This window comes from Streptomyces boninensis (assembly GCF_048572725.1).
Taxonomy (GTDB): Bacteria; Actinomycetota; Actinomycetes; order Streptomycetales; family Streptomycetaceae; genus Streptomyces; species Streptomyces boninensis.
The window spans coordinates 2,727,684-2,744,887 of the sequence record NZ_CP183837.1; the positions used below are offsets into that span (position 1 = coordinate 2,727,684).

The 17,204-nt window shown below is 70.5% G+C and carries 16 protein-coding genes; 8 read left to right on the forward strand and 8 right to left on the reverse strand.

What is annotated here, in order from left to right; all coding sequences use genetic code 11:
* Positions 1–38: 38 nt before the first annotated feature.
* Positions 39–755 (forward strand): TerD family protein, encoded by a 717-nt coding sequence (locus tag ACNNMR_RS12345; protein WP_419994623.1) that lies wholly within the window; start codon positions 39–41, stop codon positions 753–755.
* Positions 756–860: 105 nt separating this feature from the next.
* Here the strand turns inward: ACNNMR_RS12345 and ACNNMR_RS12350 are convergent, their stop codons facing one another.
* The 6 genes from ACNNMR_RS12350 to ACNNMR_RS12375 form a co-directional block, all read right to left on the reverse strand.
* Positions 861–1,610 carry a TerD family protein gene (locus tag ACNNMR_RS12350; protein WP_419994624.1) on the reverse strand — a complete coding sequence of 250 codons (750 nt, stop codon included), beginning with the start codon at positions 1,608–1,610 and terminating at the stop codon, positions 861–863.
* A gap of 94 nt (positions 1,611–1,704) precedes the next feature.
* Positions 1,705–2,859, reverse strand: coding sequence for a DUF475 domain-containing protein (locus ACNNMR_RS12355; protein WP_419994625.1), 1,155 nt, complete (start codon positions 2,857–2,859; stop codon positions 1,705–1,707).
* A 42-nt stretch (positions 2,860–2,901) separates the two neighbouring features.
* Entirely contained in the window at positions 2,902–3,480 is a 579-nt protein-coding gene (locus tag ACNNMR_RS12360; protein ID WP_419994626.1) for a TerD family protein, read from the reverse strand.
* Between the two features lie 150 nt (positions 3,481–3,630).
* Complete coding sequence (locus tag ACNNMR_RS12365; protein ID WP_419994627.1) at positions 3,631–4,206, reverse strand: TerD family protein; 576 nt, start codon at positions 4,204–4,206, stop codon at positions 3,631–3,633.
* Positions 4,207–4,228: 22 nt separating this feature from the next.
* On the reverse strand, positions 4,229–4,714 hold the full coding sequence (locus ACNNMR_RS12370) for a peroxiredoxin (RefSeq protein ID WP_419994628.1): 486 nt from the start codon (positions 4,712–4,714) through the stop codon (positions 4,229–4,231).
* A 67-nt stretch (positions 4,715–4,781) separates the two neighbouring features.
* Entirely contained in the window at positions 4,782–5,210 is a 429-nt protein-coding gene (locus ACNNMR_RS12375) for a DUF3052 domain-containing protein (RefSeq protein WP_419994629.1), read from the reverse strand.
* Positions 5,211–5,614: 404 nt separating this feature from the next.
* Here ACNNMR_RS12375 and aceE point away from each other — a divergent pair, with 404 nt between their 5' ends.
* From aceE to ACNNMR_RS12410, 7 genes are all read left to right on the forward strand, one after another.
* On the forward strand, positions 5,615–8,362 hold the full coding sequence (gene aceE / locus ACNNMR_RS12380; protein WP_419994630.1) for a pyruvate dehydrogenase (acetyl-transferring), homodimeric type: 2,748 nt from the start codon (positions 5,615–5,617) through the stop codon (positions 8,360–8,362).
* Between the two features lie 136 nt (positions 8,363–8,498).
* On the forward strand, positions 8,499–9,668 hold the full coding sequence (locus ACNNMR_RS12385) for an alpha/beta hydrolase (protein ID WP_419994631.1): 1,170 nt from the start codon (positions 8,499–8,501) through the stop codon (positions 9,666–9,668).
* A gap of 88 nt (positions 9,669–9,756) precedes the next feature.
* Positions 9,757–10,626 carry a DUF4429 domain-containing protein gene (locus ACNNMR_RS12390; protein WP_419994632.1) on the forward strand — a complete coding sequence of 290 codons (870 nt, stop codon included), beginning with the start codon at positions 9,757–9,759 and terminating at the stop codon, positions 10,624–10,626.
* Positions 10,627–10,653: 27 nt separating this feature from the next.
* Positions 10,654–11,988 (forward strand): sensor histidine kinase, encoded by a 1,335-nt coding sequence (locus ACNNMR_RS12395; RefSeq protein ID WP_419994633.1) that lies wholly within the window; start codon positions 10,654–10,656, stop codon positions 11,986–11,988.
* Positions 11,985–12,665: a response regulator gene (locus ACNNMR_RS12400; RefSeq protein ID WP_419994634.1), complete on the forward strand. Its 681-nt coding sequence runs from the start codon at positions 11,985–11,987 to the stop codon at positions 12,663–12,665. The genes ACNNMR_RS12395 and ACNNMR_RS12400 overlap by 4 nt, the downstream gene beginning before the upstream one ends.
* Positions 12,666–12,829: 164 nt before the next feature.
* Positions 12,830–13,873, forward strand: a complete 1,044-nt coding sequence (locus ACNNMR_RS12405) for an alpha/beta hydrolase (RefSeq protein WP_419994635.1) — start codon at positions 12,830–12,832, stop codon at positions 13,871–13,873.
* 161 nt (positions 13,874–14,034) lie between these two features.
* A complete protein-coding gene (locus ACNNMR_RS12410; RefSeq protein ID WP_419994636.1) occupies positions 14,035–15,636 on the forward strand; it encodes an FG-GAP repeat domain-containing protein in 1,602 nt (533 codons plus the stop codon).
* Positions 15,637–15,659: 23 nt separating this feature from the next.
* Here ACNNMR_RS12410 and ACNNMR_RS12415 read toward each other — a convergent pair whose 3' ends face one another.
* Both ACNNMR_RS12415 and ACNNMR_RS12420 read right to left on the reverse strand, forming a co-directional pair.
* Positions 15,660–16,670 carry an aldo/keto reductase gene (locus ACNNMR_RS12415; RefSeq protein WP_419994637.1) on the reverse strand — a complete coding sequence of 337 codons (1,011 nt, stop codon included), beginning with the start codon at positions 16,668–16,670 and terminating at the stop codon, positions 15,660–15,662.
* 4 nt (positions 16,671–16,674) lie between these two features.
* Entirely contained in the window at positions 16,675–17,133 is a 459-nt protein-coding gene (locus ACNNMR_RS12420) for a MerR family transcriptional regulator (RefSeq protein WP_419994638.1), read from the reverse strand.
* Positions 17,134–17,204 lie beyond the last annotated feature (71 nt).

A 17,204-nucleotide genomic window follows, 5' to 3' on the forward strand; every position in this document is an offset into this window, starting at 1 on the left:
CGTTGTCCTTGAGCAGGGCGAGAGGGCAGGATACGACCATGACGCAGGCGATGGCGAAAGGGTCCAACCTCACCGTGCAGGCCGCGGCCGTACGGGCCGTGCTGCGCTGGACACCCGGCGTGGGGGTGCCCGACGTGGACGCCTCGCTGCTGCTCATCGGCGATGAGGGCACCGTCCGCTCGGACGAGGACTTCGTCTTCTACAACCAGCCCCGGCACCCTTCGGGCCTTGCCCGCAAGCTGCCGAAGAAGCGGCACGGGGACCGGTACACCGACACCGTCGAGGCGCAGCTCGCCCGGCAGCCGGCGTCCGTCGACCAGCTGGTGCTGGCGGCGTCCACGGATCCGGATGATCCGGGGACCTTTGGCCAGGTGAAGGATCTGCGGCTGGAGCTGCATGATGCGCTCGCCCCTGCCGGGGCGGGGGCTGCGGAGCCGTTCGCGTACTTCGATATCGCGCCGGAGACCGGGTCGGAGTCGGCGCTGATCTGCGGGGAGTTCTACCGGCGTGGGGGTGAGTGGAAGTTCCGGGCGCTGGGGCAGGGGTACGAGTCGGGGTTGATCGGGCTCGCCACGGAGTTCGGGGTGGCGGTGGATGAGTCGCCTGCCGGTGAGCCGGCGGCGGCTGCGTCTGCGCCTGCGGCGAGCGCTGCGGCTTCCGCGCCGGCTGCGGGCGCGCGTCAGCCCGCAGCCGCGTATGGCTACCCGCCCGCGTTTACGCTCCCGCCCCAAGGCCCGCAGTTCATCGGCCGTTAGCGCCGCTCCGCGGCCCGGCTGCTGCGGCGCTCCGCGCCGCCAAGAGGCGGCGGGCAGGGTTTAGGCAGAGTCGGGAGCGGGTGTCGAGGCCAGGGCTGCCAGCGCTCACACCTGGCTCTTGTACCCGCGCCCCCACTGCAAGCCCCACCCATACAACCGGTCCAACTCCGACTGGAAGCCGTACACGTACTTCACTTCCCGTCGCACCGTGATCTCGCCCTTGTTGTTCTCGATCATCACCACCGCGCAGGACCGGGCCTCCGGGGCCCGTTCGTCCAGGCGGATTTCGACGCGCGGGCCCGAGCTCGGGTAGAGCGTGACGATCGCTTGCGTACGGTCGAAGGCGGGGGTGCCGTCGTAGATGTAGACGAAGATGAGCAGGCGCTTGAACTCGTCCTTGTGGTCCATGTTGATGTAGACCGTCTCGCCGGAGCCCGAGCCGAAGCGGTCGTCGCCGCTGAGCTTCACGTACGGCGGGGAGTTGATGTCGCCGAGGAAGTTGCCGAGCGGCTGGACCACGCCGCGCGCGCCGCTGGTGAGCTCGTACATGCAGGCCAGGTCCAGGTCGACATTGACCATCGCCTGGGTCTGCGGGGTGGGCATCTCGGGCCGGAACAGCTTCGACGGATGCCGCAGCAGCCCGCCGCCGCTGGAGCGCCGCCGCCGGGTGGTGAAGTCGTCGACGTCCGACGAGCGCATCCGCCAGGAGAGGTTCACCCGCAGATGGCCGCGGTCGGCGTCCTGCTTGGCCAGCGACACCACCGGATTGCGCTTGGTGAGCTGCACCGAATACGACGCGCCGACGCTGTCGAACTGCCGCACCCCTTCGCGCCGCCAGTTTCCCCAGAACCCCATGGCCCGCACCCTCCCCTGACCCCACCTGAACAGCGAACGACTGCGGGGCAGCCGCCGGACGTCTCCGGCAACCGCCCCGCACTCTTAGCCTTCCTCAGCGGACGCCAGAAGCAACCTCCGACTTCTCGCCCTTAGGGTCCTCGCCGTCGCCCTCCTCCGCGGCGATGCGGCGATTGCGCCGCACCGAGGAGTAGAAGGACGCGGCGATCAGGCCCACGCCGATGAGGCCGGTGATGACCTCGTGGATGTGCCACTTGATGGTGACCATCAGCAGGACGGCGAGGGCGCCGATCGCGTAGTGCGCGCCGTGCTCCAGGTAGACGTAGTCATCGAGGGTGCCCTCGCGGACCAGGTAGACCGTGAGCGACCGGACGTACATCGCGCCGATGCCGAGGCCGAGCGCCATCCAGAAGATGTGGTTCGTGATGGCGAAGGCGCCGATGACGCCGTCGAAGGAGAACGACGCGTCCAGCACCTCGAGGTAGAGGAACATGAAGAACGCCGCCTTGCCGGCCAGCCCGACCACGGTCGGCTGCTTCCCGGCCCGCTTCGCGGCCTCCTCTTCCTCGTGCTCGCGCTCCTCATCCTCCTCGATCTTGTGCTCGAAGTGGCTGGAGAGCCCGCCGACGATCAGATACGTGATCAGGCCGGCGATGCCGGCCAGCATGACGGTGCCGGACTTGTCGACATGCGCGCCGCCGTGCTGAGCCGCGGTGGTGGCGATGGTGGTGGCCGAGACGAGCAGCGCGATCAGGGCGATGCAGACCGAGATGGCGTCGATCCGGCCGAAGCGGGACAGCGGCTTCTCGATCCAGGTCAGCCACTTGTGCTCATGATCATCGAAGATGAACTCAAGGAAGATCATCAGCAGGAACATGCCGCCGAACGCCGCGATCGCCGGATGCGCGTCGGTGACCAGCTGCTCGTACTTGTCGGGGTTGTCGATCGCCAGCTGCACGGCGTCGATCGGGTTCAGGCTGGCCGTGACCGCCACGATCACCACGGGGAAGACCAGCCGCATGCCGAAGACGGCGATGAGGATGCCGATGGTGAGGAAGATCTTCTGCCAGAAGGCGTTCATCTTCTTCAGCACGCCGGCATTGACCACCGCGTTGTCGAACGACAGCGAGATCTCCAGGATCGACAGGATCGCCACGACGGCGAAGCCCTGCCAGCCCCAGAAGTAAGCGGCAGCGGCGAGGCCCGCGACGGTGACGCCGAAGGACCAGCCGAACGTTCTCCAGATCACTTGCTGTCCAATCCGATCTATGCCGGCAGTTTTGCCCGAGCTTTAAGCAACGTTGACGCCGAAGTCTAGAGCGATACCGCGCAGACCCGACGCGTACCCCTGTCCGACAGCCCGGAACTTCCACTCATCGCCACGCCGGTAAACCTCTCCGAAGATCATCGCAGTCTCCGTGGAGGCATCCTCACTCAGGTCGTAGCGCGCGAGCTCGGCGCCGTCCGCCTGGTTCACCACGCGGATGAAGGCATTGCTGACCTGGCCGAATGCCTGGCCGCGCAGCTCCGCATCGTGGATCGACACCGGGAAGACGATCTTCTGGACCGCCGCGGGCACGGTCTGCAGGTCGAGGATCAGCGACTCGTCGTCGCCCTCGCCCTCACCCGTGAGGTTGTCCCCGGTGTGCTCCACTGAGCCGTCGGGGGACTTGAGGTTGTTGTAGAAGATGAAGTACTCGTCGCCGAGGACGCGGCCGTCGGCGCCGCAGAGCAGCGCGCTCGCGTCGAGGTCGAAGTCCGCGCCCGTCGTGGAGCGCGCGTCCCAGCCGAGGCCGACCATCACCTGGGTGAGGTTCGGCGCCGCCTTGGAGAGGGAGACATTGCCCCCCTTGGCCAGTGTTACGCCCATTTCTGCTGTCCCCTCCTGGATGCTGCTGCCATCCGAGTCGTGCCAAGCGTCTCAAACGACGACCCGGCGCCGCCTCCCCCTGTGGACAACCCGGGGGAGGCGGCACCGGGCAGGCGCCGACCGCTGCTGTGATCGCGGGTTGCTACCCGCTCAGACGTTGACGCCGAAATCCTGCGCGATGCCGCGCAGCCCCGACGCATAGCCCTGACCCACCGCACGGAACTTCCACTCCGCGCCGTTCCGGTACAGCTCGCCGAAGACCATGGCGGTCTCGGTCGAGGCGTCCTCGCTCAGGTCGTAGCGGGCGATTTCGTTGTTGTCGGCCTGGTTCACGACGCGGATGAACGCATTGCGCACCTGGCCGAAGGACTGCTGGCGCGACTCCGCCTCGTAGATCGACACCGGGAAGACGATCTTGTCGACGTCCGCCGGCACACCCGCCAGATTGACCTTGACCTGCTCGTCGTCTCCCTCGCCCTCACCCGTGAGGTTGTCGCCGGTGTGCTCCACGGAGCCGTCCGGGGACTTGAGGTTGTTGAAGAAGATGAAGTGCTGGTCGGAGACGACCTTGCCGTCCGCGCCGGTCAGCAGCGCGCTGGCGTCCAGGTCGAAGTCATTGCCGGTGGTCGTACGGGCGTCCCAGCCGAGACCGACGATCACCGCGGTGAGGCCAGGTGCCTCCTTGCTCAAGGAGACGTTGCCGCCCTTGCTGAGACTGACTCCCACGGGTCCTCCCAAATCCGAAGTGTTACAGGCTGTCGAGCGCCTTAACGTAGTCGTTCAGGTCCCGCGCGTCCGGCAGATCGTTGACCACGACCCAGCGGATCACGCCGGTCTTGTCGATGACGAAGGTGCCGCGCACGGCGCAGCCCTTCTCATCATCGAAGACTCCGTAGGCGTTGGATACGTTCCCGTGCGGCCAGAAATCACTCAGCAGCGGGTAGTCGATGCCCTCCTGCTCGGCGAACACCCGCAGCGCGTGCATCGAGTCGCAGGAGACGGCGAGCAGCTGCACGTCGTTGTTCACGAACCGGGCCTGCGCGTCGCGCAGCGCCCGCAGCTCGCCGGTGCAGACGCTGGTGAACGCGAAGGGGAAGAACACGAGGACGGTGTGCCGCTCCCCGCGCAGGTCCGCGAGGCGGACCGGCTCCCCGTGCTGGGTACGCAGCGTGAAGTCCGGGGCCGGTTCGCCTACGGCGGGCGGAGGTGTGCGTGGCGGGATCGCGGGTGACATGCGCCCAGTCTGGCACCCGACGGCGTACCCCTGGCCGCCCGCCCGGCCCACGCGCAGGGCCCAGCGCCTAGCGCCTCGCGGTCTTCGGGGTCGCCAGCCGGCTGCCCGTCCAGTCCTTGCCCGCGCTGACGCTCTTCGACGAGGTCAGGCCCGCGGTCTTGACCGCCTCGCTGATCTCGCTCGCCTCCACGTACCCCTCACGGCCGGTCTTCGGCGTGAGCAGCACGATGTGCCCGCCCTCCTCGAGGTACTGGAGGTTGTCCACGAGCGAGTCGGTCAGATCGCCGTCGTCGTCGCGGAACCAGAGCAGCACGGCGTCGGCCACATCGTCATAGTCCTCGTCGACGAGGGCCTGGCCGATGGTCTCCTCGACTTGATCGCGGAGCTCCTGATCGGCATCGCTTTCGTCGTAGCCGATCTCCTGGACCACCTGTCCGGACTTGAAGCCCAGCCGTTCGGCCAGACTCTTTTCCGCGTGGTCCGCGGTCGCGCTCACGGATTTCCTCCTGCTCGTTTTAGGTGCATGTCAGCACCCGCGCGTGTGCGGGTACTGGCCGTAGTCCACACGGGCAGCGCGAATCGCGCAAGTACCCGGCGGCCGATCCCGCCCAAACGTTGACGTTGCCCGCCTCTGCTGCCAAAGCGGTGCGGGGATCGGACGCATTTTGTCCCCGAACGCCCGGTCAGGGGCCGAACGGGCGCACGTCCGGCTCGTCCGGCCTGGGAGGTAGGGTGGCGATTTGGGTGTACGGCCGCTGGACCGACGCCGGGTTACCCCTCGGTAGAGATGACGTAACGGCCACCGCAGTACACGATGGCAGTACCCGATAGCGGGCGCCGCCCGCGGGCGGCGCGTACCCACCGCACCGACCCGCCCCGACCGAAAAGCGAAGGAACAGCGTGGCTTCCGGATCCGATCGCAACCCGATCATCATTGGCGGTCTGCCCAGCCAGGTCCCGGACTTTGATCCCGAAGAGACCCAGGAGTGGCTCGACTCCCTCGACGCGGCCGTGGACGAGCGCGGCCGCGAGCGCGCCCGCTATCTCATGCTGCGGCTGATCGAGCGGGCCCGCGAGAAGCGCGTGGCCGTCCCCGAGATGCGGTCGACGGACTACGTCAACACCATCGCCACCAAGGACGAGCCGTTCTTCCCGGGCAATGAGGAGATCGAGCGCAAGGTCCTCAACGCGACCCGCTGGAACGCCGCCGTCATGGTCTCCCGCGCCCAGCGGCCCGGCATCGGCGTCGGCGGCCACATCGCCACCTTCGCCTCCTCCGCGTCCCTCTACGACGTGGGCTTCAACCACTTCTTCCGCGGCAAGGACGCCGGCGACGGCGGCGACCAGGTCTATTTCCAGGGCCACGCCTCCCCCGGCATCTACGCCCGCGCCTTCCTGCTCGACCGCCTCAGCGAGGCCCAGCTGGACGGCTTCCGGCAGGAGCACTCCAAGGCCCCGAACGGGCTGTCCAGCTACCCGCACCCGCGGAACATGCCGGACTTCTGGGAGTTCCCCACCGTCTCCATGGGCCTCGGCCCGCTCGGCGCCATCCACCAGGCGCGCATCAACCGCTACATGGAAGCCCGCGGCATCGCCGACACCTCGAAGTCCCACGTCTGGGCCTTCCTCGGCGACGGCGAGATGGACGAGCCCGAGTCGCTCGGCCAGCTCTCCCTCCCCGCCCGCGAGGGCCTGGACAACCTCACCTTCGTCGTGAACTGCAACCTGCAGCGCCTCGACGGGCCGGTGCGCGGCAATGGCAAGATCATCCAGGAGCTGGAGTCGTACTTCCGCGGCGCCGGCTGGAATGTCATCAAGCTCATCTGGGACCGCTCCTGGGACCCGCTGCTGGCCCAGGACCGCGACGGCGTGCTGGTCAACAAGATGAACACCACCCCGGACGGCCAGTTCCAGACGTACGCCACCGAGACCGGCGACTACATCCGCGAGCACTTCTTCGGCGACGACGTCCGGCTGCGCAAGATGGCCGAGGGGCTTACGGACGACCAGCTGCTGCACCTGGGCCGCGGCGGCCACGACCACAAGAAGGTCTACGCCGCCTTCAAGGCCGCCGTGGAGCACAAGGGCCAGCCGACCGTCATCCTCGCCCAGACGGTCAAGGGCTGGACGCTCGGCCCGAACTTCGAGGGCCGCAACGCGACCCACCAGATGAAGAAGCTCACGGTCGACGACCTCAAGCGCTTCCGCGACCGGCTGCACCTGCCGATCCCGGACAAGGACCTCGAGGACGGCGTGCCGCCGTACTACCACCCGGGCCGCAATTCCGAAGAGATCCAGTACATGCACGACCAGCGCAAGCAGCTGGACGGGTACGTACCGACGCGGGTGGTGCGCAGCAAGCCGCTCACGCTGCCCGACGAGAAGGCCTACGCGCCCGTGAAGAAGGGCTCCGGGCAGCAGGCGATCGCCACCACCATGGCCTTCGTGCGGCTGCTCAAGGACCTGATGCGGGACAAGGAGATCGGCAAGCGCTTCGTGCCGATCGCGCCCGACGAGTACCGGACCTTCGGCATGGACTCGTTCTTCCCGAGCGCCAAGATTTACAACCCGCTGGGCCAGAGCTACGAGTCCGTGGACCGCGAGCTGCTCCTCGCCTACAAGGAGTCGCCGACCGGCCAGCTGATCCACGACGGCATCACGGAGGCGGGCTGCACGGCCGCCCTCACCGCCGCCGGATCCGCCTACTCCACCCACGGCGAGCCGCTGATCCCGGTCTATGTCTTCTACTCGATGTTCGGCTTCCAGCGCACCGGCGACCAGTTCTGGGCGATGGCCGACCAGCTGTCCCGCGGCTTCGTCATCGGCGCCACCGCGGGCCGTACGACCCTGACCGGCGAGGGCCTGCAGCACGCCGACGGGCATTCGCAGCTGCTGGCCTCGACGAACCCGGCGGCGGTCGCGTACGACCCGGCGTACGGCTACGAGATCGCCCACATCGTCAAGGACGGCCTCCGCCGCATGTACGGCTCCTCGCCCGAGCACCCGCACGGCGAGGACGTCTTCTACTACCTGACGGTCTACAACGAGCCGATCGTGCACCCGGCCGAGCCGGAGAACGTCGACGCCGAGGGCATCCTCAAGGGCCTGTACAAGCTCAGCGAGGGCCAGACCGGGTCCGTACCGGCGCAGATCCTCGCGTCCGGCGTGGCGGTCCCCTGGGCCCTCGAGGCGCAGCAGATCCTCGCCGACGAGTGGGGCGTCAAGGCGGATGTGTGGTCCGCCACGTCGTGGAACGAGCTGCGCCGCGAGGCCGTGGACGTCGAGCGGCACAACCTGCTGCACCCGGAGGAGGAGCAGCGCGTCCCGTACGTCACCACGAAGCTGGCCGACGCGCAGGGCCCGAAGGTCGCCGTCTCCGACTGGATGCGCTCGGTCCCCGACCAGATCGCCCGCTGGGTCCCCGGCACCTACCAGTCCCTGGGCGCGGACGGCTTCGGCTTCGCCGACACCCGCGGCGCCGCCCGCCGCTTCTTCCACATCGACGCCCCGTCGATCGTGGTCGGCGTCCTGACCGAGCTGGCCAATGAGGGCAAGGTCGACCGCTCGGTGCTGAAGCAGGCGATCGACCGCTATCAGCTCCTGGACGTCAGCGCGGCCGACCCGGGCGCGGCCGGAGGGGACGCGTAAGCCCAATTGCTGTACGGGAGGGGTGAGCCCGGTCATACGTGACCTGGCTCACCCCTCACTCGCACCCGATGTCCCCTAGGGTTTCCCTCCAGTGATTGCCTTCGCGGAGTTCCGCTCCAAAACCACCGCTTCCACCGTGCGCCGAGCCGTGCTCGTCATCGCGGTGGTCGTCGGGCTCTTCGCCACCTCCGGCTGGACCGCGGCCCGCGCCAACCAGGTGCTGCGCAGCCCGCAGGCGGCCGAGCTCGCCAAGTGGGGCGATGCCAAGGTCGCCGGGCGCGACCTGCCGTCGCCGCAGGCGGCGCCCGACGCGGTCGGCGGCTTCTTCCGCGGGCTCGACGGGCCGCAGTCCGAGCGGCTCGCGGAGCGTTTCCCGTACGTCGTGGGCAATCTCAACGGCGCCCCCGTCGAGCTGCGCTACCAGGCCAACCGCGTCGCCATGACCAAGGCACGCGAGGCCGAGCGGGCCCGTATCCACGACGGGCGGCTCTCCCCCGAGGGCCGTACGGAAGCCAAGCAGCGGCTCAAGCGGATCGACGGGCTGCTGCGCGAGGGCCGCCAGGTGCTCGCCTTCGATCCGACCGGCCGCGGCCGGGTGGCGGAGGTCCTCGGCGACCTGGACACCGCCCAGCGGGTGTCGGTGGTGGTGCCGGGCGTGGACACCGACCTGTCCACGTACGACAAGCCGTGGAAGCCGTACGCGGCCCCCGCGGGCATGGCCCGGGACCTGTACAACGCCGAGCGGGCGAAGGCCCCCGGCACCCACACCGCGGTGATCGCCTGGGCCGACTACACGACGCCCGAGGGCCTCGGCGTGGACGCCGCCACCGAGCCGCTGGCCGCGGACGGCGCGGACCGGCTGCGGGACCTGGTGGCGGGGCTGCCGGGCAGCGCGGACACGGCCCTGTTCTGCCATTCGTACGGCTCCGTCGTCTGCGGCGTGGCCGCCCCGAAGCTGCCCGACCGGGTCACCGACATCGCGGTGGCCGGCAGCCCGGGGATGCGGGTGGACACCGCGCGGGAACTGCACACCGACGCCCGGGTGTGGGCGGCGCGCGGCGCGACCGACTGGATCCAGGACGTACCGCACCTGGAGGTGGCCGGGCTCGGGCACGGCTCCGACCCCGTCGCCAAGGCCTTCGGCGCGCGGCGGATCTCGGCGGACGGGACGCACGGGCACGCCGAGTACTTCCGCAAGGGCACGGCGAGCCTGGCCAACTTCGCCGCCATCGGCACCGGCGGCTATCCGGCGGTGACGTGCGACGGCACCGATGCGGACTGCTCCGCTCCGCTGGACCTGCGGTGATGAGCGAACAGCGAGGGACACAACGCGCGTAACCGGCGCGCACGCACAGAGGGGGACGAGCGGACAAGTGGCGCCTACGATGGCCCGCATGGGTGATGTACTGGACGGTCTACACGCCGCCTGGGAGTTCGATACGGACTCTGTGCTCATCCGCTACGAACGGGGGATCCGGACACCCAGGCTGCTGCAGGCGCTCGGCGAGCGCCGCATACCCTTTGCCGCACTCTCGGCGGTCGATCTGGCCCCGGGAAAGCGCGGCACGGTCGCGCTGCGGCTGACCCCGCGGCCGGGGGCCGATCCACTGATGGACGCGGCGGACGGGCAGTTGAAGGAGTCCTGCGATCCGTACCGGCTGGTGCTGCCGGGGGCCCGGGAGACCCTCGCGGAGTACTACCGGGACGAGCTTCGGGGGGTCCTCGATCCAGCGGCTGACCAACCGGCGCCGGAGTATCAGGTGGCAGCTCCGGCGCCGCCACTGAACTTCAAGGCTTACGACGGCAAGGCCTCTTTCGACGGCAAGACGGTGACGTTCAGATGGTTCTGGACCGGCGCCTCGTCGGCGAAGTGGAAGGCCGGGGACCAGACCTTCCCCGTGGACGAGCTGGAGGGCGTCGAGTGGCGCTCCCCTGAGGCGCTCGGCGGGCATCTGCGGCTGCGCTCGCGCGGCGGCGCGGGCGCGGTGGGGTCCGGGGACGCGGCCGCCGACCAGGATCCGGCGTCGGTGGTCTTCGGCCTCGGGTACGGCCTCGTCCACGAGTCGCTGCCCTTCGCGGCGGCGGTGCTGGAGGCCATGCGCGGCACCGTCCCCGCGGCCTTGCCGGCCGGCTCCGGGTCCCTGCGCCCGGACCCGGCGGACATCGCGGAGCGGATCCGGCACCTCGGGGAGCTGCACCGCACGGGCCTGCTCACGGACGACGAATTCAGCGCGAAGAAGGCGGAGCTGCTGGCGGAGCTCTGACTCCCGCACGGCTACCCTTGATCCGCGATGGAGACCGCCGATCTGGGCTTGGCCCGTGCCGCTGTGCGGGAGGTGCGTGCCCTCGGGCGGGCGCTGGTGACGCCCGTGTATCCGGCGACGCCGCTGCTGGCCGGTGCGAAGAGCCGGCGGTGGCGGCGGGCGCCGTATCTGCTCGCGCTCATCGGGGTCGCGATCCTCGTGCCCGTCACCATCCAGGTGCTCACCAACGACTACGGCCTGGACGGGCCGCTGTCCGGCGCGCTGGCGACCGCGCAGATCGTGCCGCTGCTGCTCGCCGTCACCCGGCCGCTGCAGGCCTGGTGGATCTCGCTCGCGGGCGGGGTGGCCGGGGCGCTGTTCCTGATGACCATGCTGTCCGCTCCTGGCCGCGACGAGCTGCTGAACCGCTCCTGGCCCTGGCCGCCCGCGTACATAGTCGGCTATCTGCTCCTCGCCCTGGCCATCGGCCTGCGGCACAATCGCCGCACCCTCGTCGGGGTGTGGCTGGTCACCGGCTTCGCCGGGCTGGCGCTCGGGCAGATCCGGCCCAAGTACAGCGACGGCAGCAACCTCCTGCTCTTCATCCTCACCGGCGCCGTCCTCATCCTCGGCGGCGCGCTGCGCGAGCGCGGCGAGGCCCAGCGCAAGCTCTCCGAGCAGAAGCAGCTCAGCGACGCCGAACGGGCCCAGCGCACCCTCCTGGAGGAGCGCGCCCGCATCGCCCGCGAGCTGCACGACGTGGTCGCCCACCACATGTCCGTGATCACGGTGCAGGCGGACAGCGCCCCGTACCGGATCGGCGGCCTGCCGGAGTCGGCGCAGGAGGAATTCGAGACCATCGCCAACACCGCCCGCACCTCGCTCGCCGAAATGCGCCGGCTGCTGGGCGTGCTGCGCAGCGCGGACAACGGCGGCGAACGCGAGCCGCAGCCCGGCCTTGAGGCGGTGCCCGGGCTGGTGGAGTCGACGGTACGGGCCGGGGTGCCGGTCGAGCTGTCGCTGCCGGACCCGCTGCCCGAGCTGCCGCAGGCGGTGGGTCTTTCCGCGTACCGGATCGTGCAGGAGGCCCTCGCCAATGTGGTGCGACACGCACCCGGGGCGCGTACCGACGTGTCCGTGTCAGGCAGGGACGACCGGCTGAGCGTCTTGATCGTCAATGGCCCGGCCGCGCGGCCCGTGGAGCCGCTGGAGGACTCGGAGAGCACGGGCCACGGCCTGGTCGGGATGCGCGAGCGGGTGCGGCTGGTGGGCGGCGACCTGGACACCGGTCCGCTGCCCGATGGCGGCTTCCGGGTGGCGGCGCGGCTGCCGATGAGCGAGGTGCCGCCGGTACGCGAGGAAGGGACTGAAGGGGGACCATGACGATCCGGGTGATCATCGTCGACGACCAGGCCATGGTGCGGGCCGGCTTCGCCGCGCTGCTGGCGGCGCAGACCGACATAGATGTGGTCGGCGAGGCGGTCAATGGCGTGGAGGGCGTGGATCTGGGGCGCCGGGCGCATCCGGATGTGGTGCTGATGGACGTCCGGATGCCCGAGATGGACGGCCTGGAGGCGGCCCGGCAGCTGCTCAACCCGCCGCCCGGGGTCACCCACCGCCCGAAGGTGCTGATGCTGACCACCTTCGACGTCGACGACTACGTGTACGAGGCGCTGCGCGCGGGCGCCAGCGGCTTCCTGCTGAAGGACGCCCCGCCTGCGGACCTGATCTCGGCGGTACGGGTCGTCGCCGCGGGCGACGCGCTGCTGGCTCCGTCGGTGACCCGCCGGCTGATCGCGGACTTCGCCACGCAGCGCCGCCAGCCGCGGCGCGGGGAGCCGTCGCTGCAGCTGAATGCGCTGACGCCGCGGGAGACGGAGGTGCTGGAGCTGATCGCGAGGGGGCTGTCGAATGCGGAGATCGCGGAGAAGCTGGTGCTGGCCGAGCAGACGGTGAAGACCCACATTGGGCGGGTGCTGCACAAGCTGGACCTGCGGGATCGGGCGCAGGCGGTGGTCTTCGCGTACGAGTCGGGGCTGGTGGCGCCGGGGGAGGCGTAGGCCTGGGCGGCGGTGACGGCGCCCTACCCCGGTACCTGATACACCCCCTACCCAGGTATGACCTTCGGGTTGGCGCCACGGTCTGACGTTCGTCCACCCATCGTCACCCCACTCTTCCCTCGAACGACGAGAGAGCTCGTCGCCGAACCGAGGGAGACACCGTCATGCAGCCCCGCCGCCTCAAGCGCACGCTGATCTCTGCCGCCGTCGGTGTTGCCGCCGTCGCCGGCACCGCGGGTTTCGCGGCCGGGTCGCAGCCGGCGATGACCGGGCCGCCGCCCGGCTCCGCCGCCTTCGCCAAGGCGACCGGGCTCGACCCCGCGACCTCCACGCCCGCGCAGGTGGCACGCTACTTCGACGGCCTCTCCCCCGCCGAGCAGCGCAAGCTGGCCGCCGACCACCCTGCGACCGTCGGCAATCTCGACGGCGCCCCGGTGAAGCTCCGCCTCGCCGCCAACCACCAGTCGCTCTTCGACTCCCGCGACGGCGAGCTGGAGCGCCTGGAGGAGCGGCAGGTGCTCGCCATGGACCCGCGTGGGCGCGGGCAGATCGCCGAGGTCTTCGGTGATCTGGACAAGGCCGAGCACATCGCGGTCCTCGTCCCCGGGTCCGACACCGACCTGCGCGGCTACCACAACGCCCACAAGCAGGGCGCCGCCCTGCAGAAGTCGATGGCACACCGGGCCCCGGACAGCGCCGTCGTCGTCTGGGCCGGCTACACCACCCCCGAGGGCCTCGGCGTCGACGCCGCCACCGGCCGGCTCGCGGACGCGGGCGCGCCGCGCCTCATCAGTTTCATGAAGGGCCTCACCGCGACCACCGACCCGGCCGACCCGCCCGCGCTGCTCTGCCACAGCTACGGCTCCGTCGTCTGCGGCAAGGCCGCCGCCGGCCTGGCCCCCAAGGACGCCGACGACATCGTCGCCTTCGCCTCCCCGGGCATGCGCGCCGACACCGCCGCCGACCTGCACGCCCACGCCCAGGTGTGGGCGGCCCGTAACGACTCCGACTGGATCGGCCGGATCCCGAACGTCTCCCTCGCCGGCCTCGGCCACGGCTCCGACCCGGTAGGGGCGGGCTTCGGCGCGAAGGACATCTCGGCGAAGGGCGCGAAGGGCCATGACGGCTACTTCGCCGCGGGCACCGACTCCCTCGACAACTTCACCAGCATCGCGCTCGGCGTGTACGAGGAGGTGACCCCGCGATGAGCAGGCGCCTGGCCGTCGAGGCCGCCGTCGCCGCCCTCGCCCTCACGGCCATCCTGGTCGCGCAGGGCCTGGGGGTGTTCTGAACCCGGGCCTTAAGGTCGTAGCCGATCCGATACGAGCCCGAGCTGCCCAATCTCCGCATCTCGGCGGAAACTTGCGGCATGTCGCGACTTCGGCTCACCGTCATCGCCGTCATGGCCCTGGCGCTCGTGGGCGCCAACGTCCTGCTCTACCAGGCCTTCTGGGGCGAGGACGACGACCGGCCCATCGGCATCCCGGGCGCCGGCCCGGGCGAGCACGACCGGGCGCCGCGCACCAAGCCGCAGCCGACGACCTGCGAGCCGCCACCCCGCGCCGCCGCCCGCCCGGCGAAGCCGCCCGCCCGCGCCGCCACCGGCCGCGGCGACTTCAACGGCGACGGCTACCCGGACGTCCACCTCAACGCCTGGTACCGGCCGAAGGAGGGCGGCGGCTGGCTGCACAACCGCTCGCTGCTGCTCGGCTCGGCCAAGGGCCCGGGCCGCAGCGTCTCCCTCAGCACCCGGGCCAGAGGGCTGGAGCCGAAGCACCAGTTCCGGGACCTCACCGGCAGCAGCGTCAATCAGTTCACCGGCGACCTGGACCGCGACGGCCACGCCGACCTGCTGATCCGTACGCCGCGCACCGACGGCCGCGACCGCAGCTGGACCGACCAGCGCATCCTCTGGGGCGACGGCAAGCTGACCAGCCCCACATCCCTGCGGCTGCCCGCCGATCGCGCGCCCGTCCAGGCGGCCGGCGACTTCGACGGGAACGGCGCCCTCGACCTGGTCGCGGTGCGCGAGGGCCAGCTCCTCGGCGTGTTCTACGAGGGCGTGGCGCGCAAGACCCACTGCGTCGAGATCCAGTACGGGCCGTTCTCCCGCACCGGGCAGCCCGACCACACCCAGTCCTTCGACGGCTCCCAGCAAGGCTGGCTGGCCCCCGACGAGTCGTACGGCCTCTTCGTCGGCGACTTCGACGGCGACCGCCGCGACGACCTCGTCACCCGCAGCTTCCTGTCGCGGGGCGGCGAGGACGAGGACGGCCCGCCGTACGAATCCATGCAGGTGCCCGCCGGGCTGCAGGACACCCGCTTCTACCGCGGCGGCCGCGAGGGCCTCGGCCTCGCCGCCGTACCGCCGGGGATCAGCGGTCCCCAGACCGCCGCACTGGCCCAGGACCGGGAAGCGGAGCTGCGGGACAAGGACCGGCGGCTGCTGTGCGCCGGGCACTTCGACCAGGACCGCTACGCCGACCTGCTGCAGCGCGATGGCACGGTCCTGCACGGCTCCCCCGCGGGCCCCGGCCCCCGCGGCACCAAGACGCTGCCGGCCGTCGAGGACGACACGACCATGGGCGCCTGCCCGCGGGTGCCCGGCGCCGACCTCAACGGAGACGGCGCCGACGACCTCATCACCAGCGACCCGGACGACACGCCGGCCGGCGGGGTGCTGGTGCGGCTCTCCCGCCCGGACGGCTACGACGAGGCGCTGCGCATCGACCGCGACGGCCTGAAGATCCGCGGCGGCAGCCCGAAGTTCCCGTCCGACGAGGACAAGCTCGGCTGGGACGTCGCCGGCGCCGACCTCGACAAGGACGGATACGCCGAGCTCCTCATCGGCTACCGCGGCTTCTTCAAGCCCCGCGAGGAGCACGGCTATTACGTGATCCCCGGCACCGCGGACGGGCCGGACCTGAAGCGCGCCAGGTTCCTGCCCGTCCGCGAACTCGGGGTCGGGTAGCAGGGATTGCTCCCGGGCCCGGGCTACTCCCGCCCCGCCGACGTGAACGCCATGTCCGCGTACCGCCCCCCGGCCACCTGCCCCGCGATCGGCGCCAGCGTCGCCAGCTCCGCCTCGGTCAGGGTGATGCGGGTGGCCGCCGTGTTCTCCTCCACGCGGGTGCGCTTGCGCGTGCCCGGGATCGGGATCACCGGCAGGTCGTGGAGCGCCGCCTGCTGCTGCACCCACGCCAGGGCCACCTGGCCGAGGGTGATGCCGTGGCTGTTCGCGATCTGCCGCAGCGGGGCCAGCAGCTCCGCGTTCTTCTCGGCGTTCTCGCCGGTGAAGCGCGGCATCGTCTGCCGGAAGTCGTCCTTCGACAGCTCCGCGTCCGCCTTCACGAACGCCCCGGTCAGGAAGCCCCGGCCGAGCGGCGAGTACGGCACGAACGCCACCCCGAGCTCCGCGGCCGCCGGCACCGCCGTCTTTTCCACGTCGCGGGAGAACACCGACCACTCCGACTGCAGCGCCGCGATCGGGTGCACCGTGTGCGCGGCCCGCAGCTCGGGCCCGGTGACCTCGCTGAGGCCGAGGTGCTTGACCTTGCCTTCCTGTACGAGCTCCGCCATCGCGCCGACGGTGTCCTCGATGGGCACGTTCACATCGCGGCGGTGCATGTAGTACAGGTCGATGACGTCCACGCCGAGGCGCTGGAGGCTGCCCTCCACGCAGGCGCGGATGTAGTCGCGGTCATTGCGGATGCCGCGCTTGCTCGGGTCGTCCGGGTCCAGCACGATGCCGAACTTGGTGGCGATGGTCACCTGGTCCCGGTTGGCCTGGATGAACGGGGCGATGAACTTCTCGTTCTCGCCGATCCCGTACATGTCCGCGGTGTCGTACAGCGTGACGCCGAGCTCCAGCGCCCGCTCCAGGGTGGCCCGCGCCTCGTCGGCGTCCGTCGGCCCGTACGCGAAGCTCATCCCCATGCAGCCGAGGCCCTGCACGCCGACCTCGGGGCCCGCGGTGCCGAGGCGTGCCGATTCGATTGTGCTCATCGCGTCATACCCTTTCGGACGCCCGGCGGGCGTCGGCGTAGTGCTCGATCTTGAAATCCAGTACGGCGAGGGTGTCCTGCAGCTCCGCGATGTGCTGGCGCACGTTCTCGCGGTGCCGGGTGAGCAGGTCCTGCCGTTCCGCGAAGGTGTGCTCGCCTTCTCGTACGAGCTCGGCGTAGCGCACCATGTCGGCGACCGGCATGCCGGTCAGCCGCAGCTTGCCGACGAGGGACAGCCAGCCCAGGTCGGCCTCGGAATAGCGGCGCTGGCCGGTGTGGGAGCGGCTGACGTTCGGCATCAGGCCGATCCGCTCGTACCAGCGCAGGGTGTGGGCGGAGAGGCCGGTGTGGGTGACCACCTCGCTGATCGTGTAGCCGCCGCGGCCCGCGGGCAGCGGGTAGGCGCGTTCGGTGGCGCAGGTGTCCACCTTCTCCTCGGCCGCCGTCTGCTGCGTGATCGTCATCCCTGCCCCCTTCGCCGTCCTCTTCCGGACGCCTCCGACGCTACTGACCTTGAGTGCACTCTAAGCAAGGG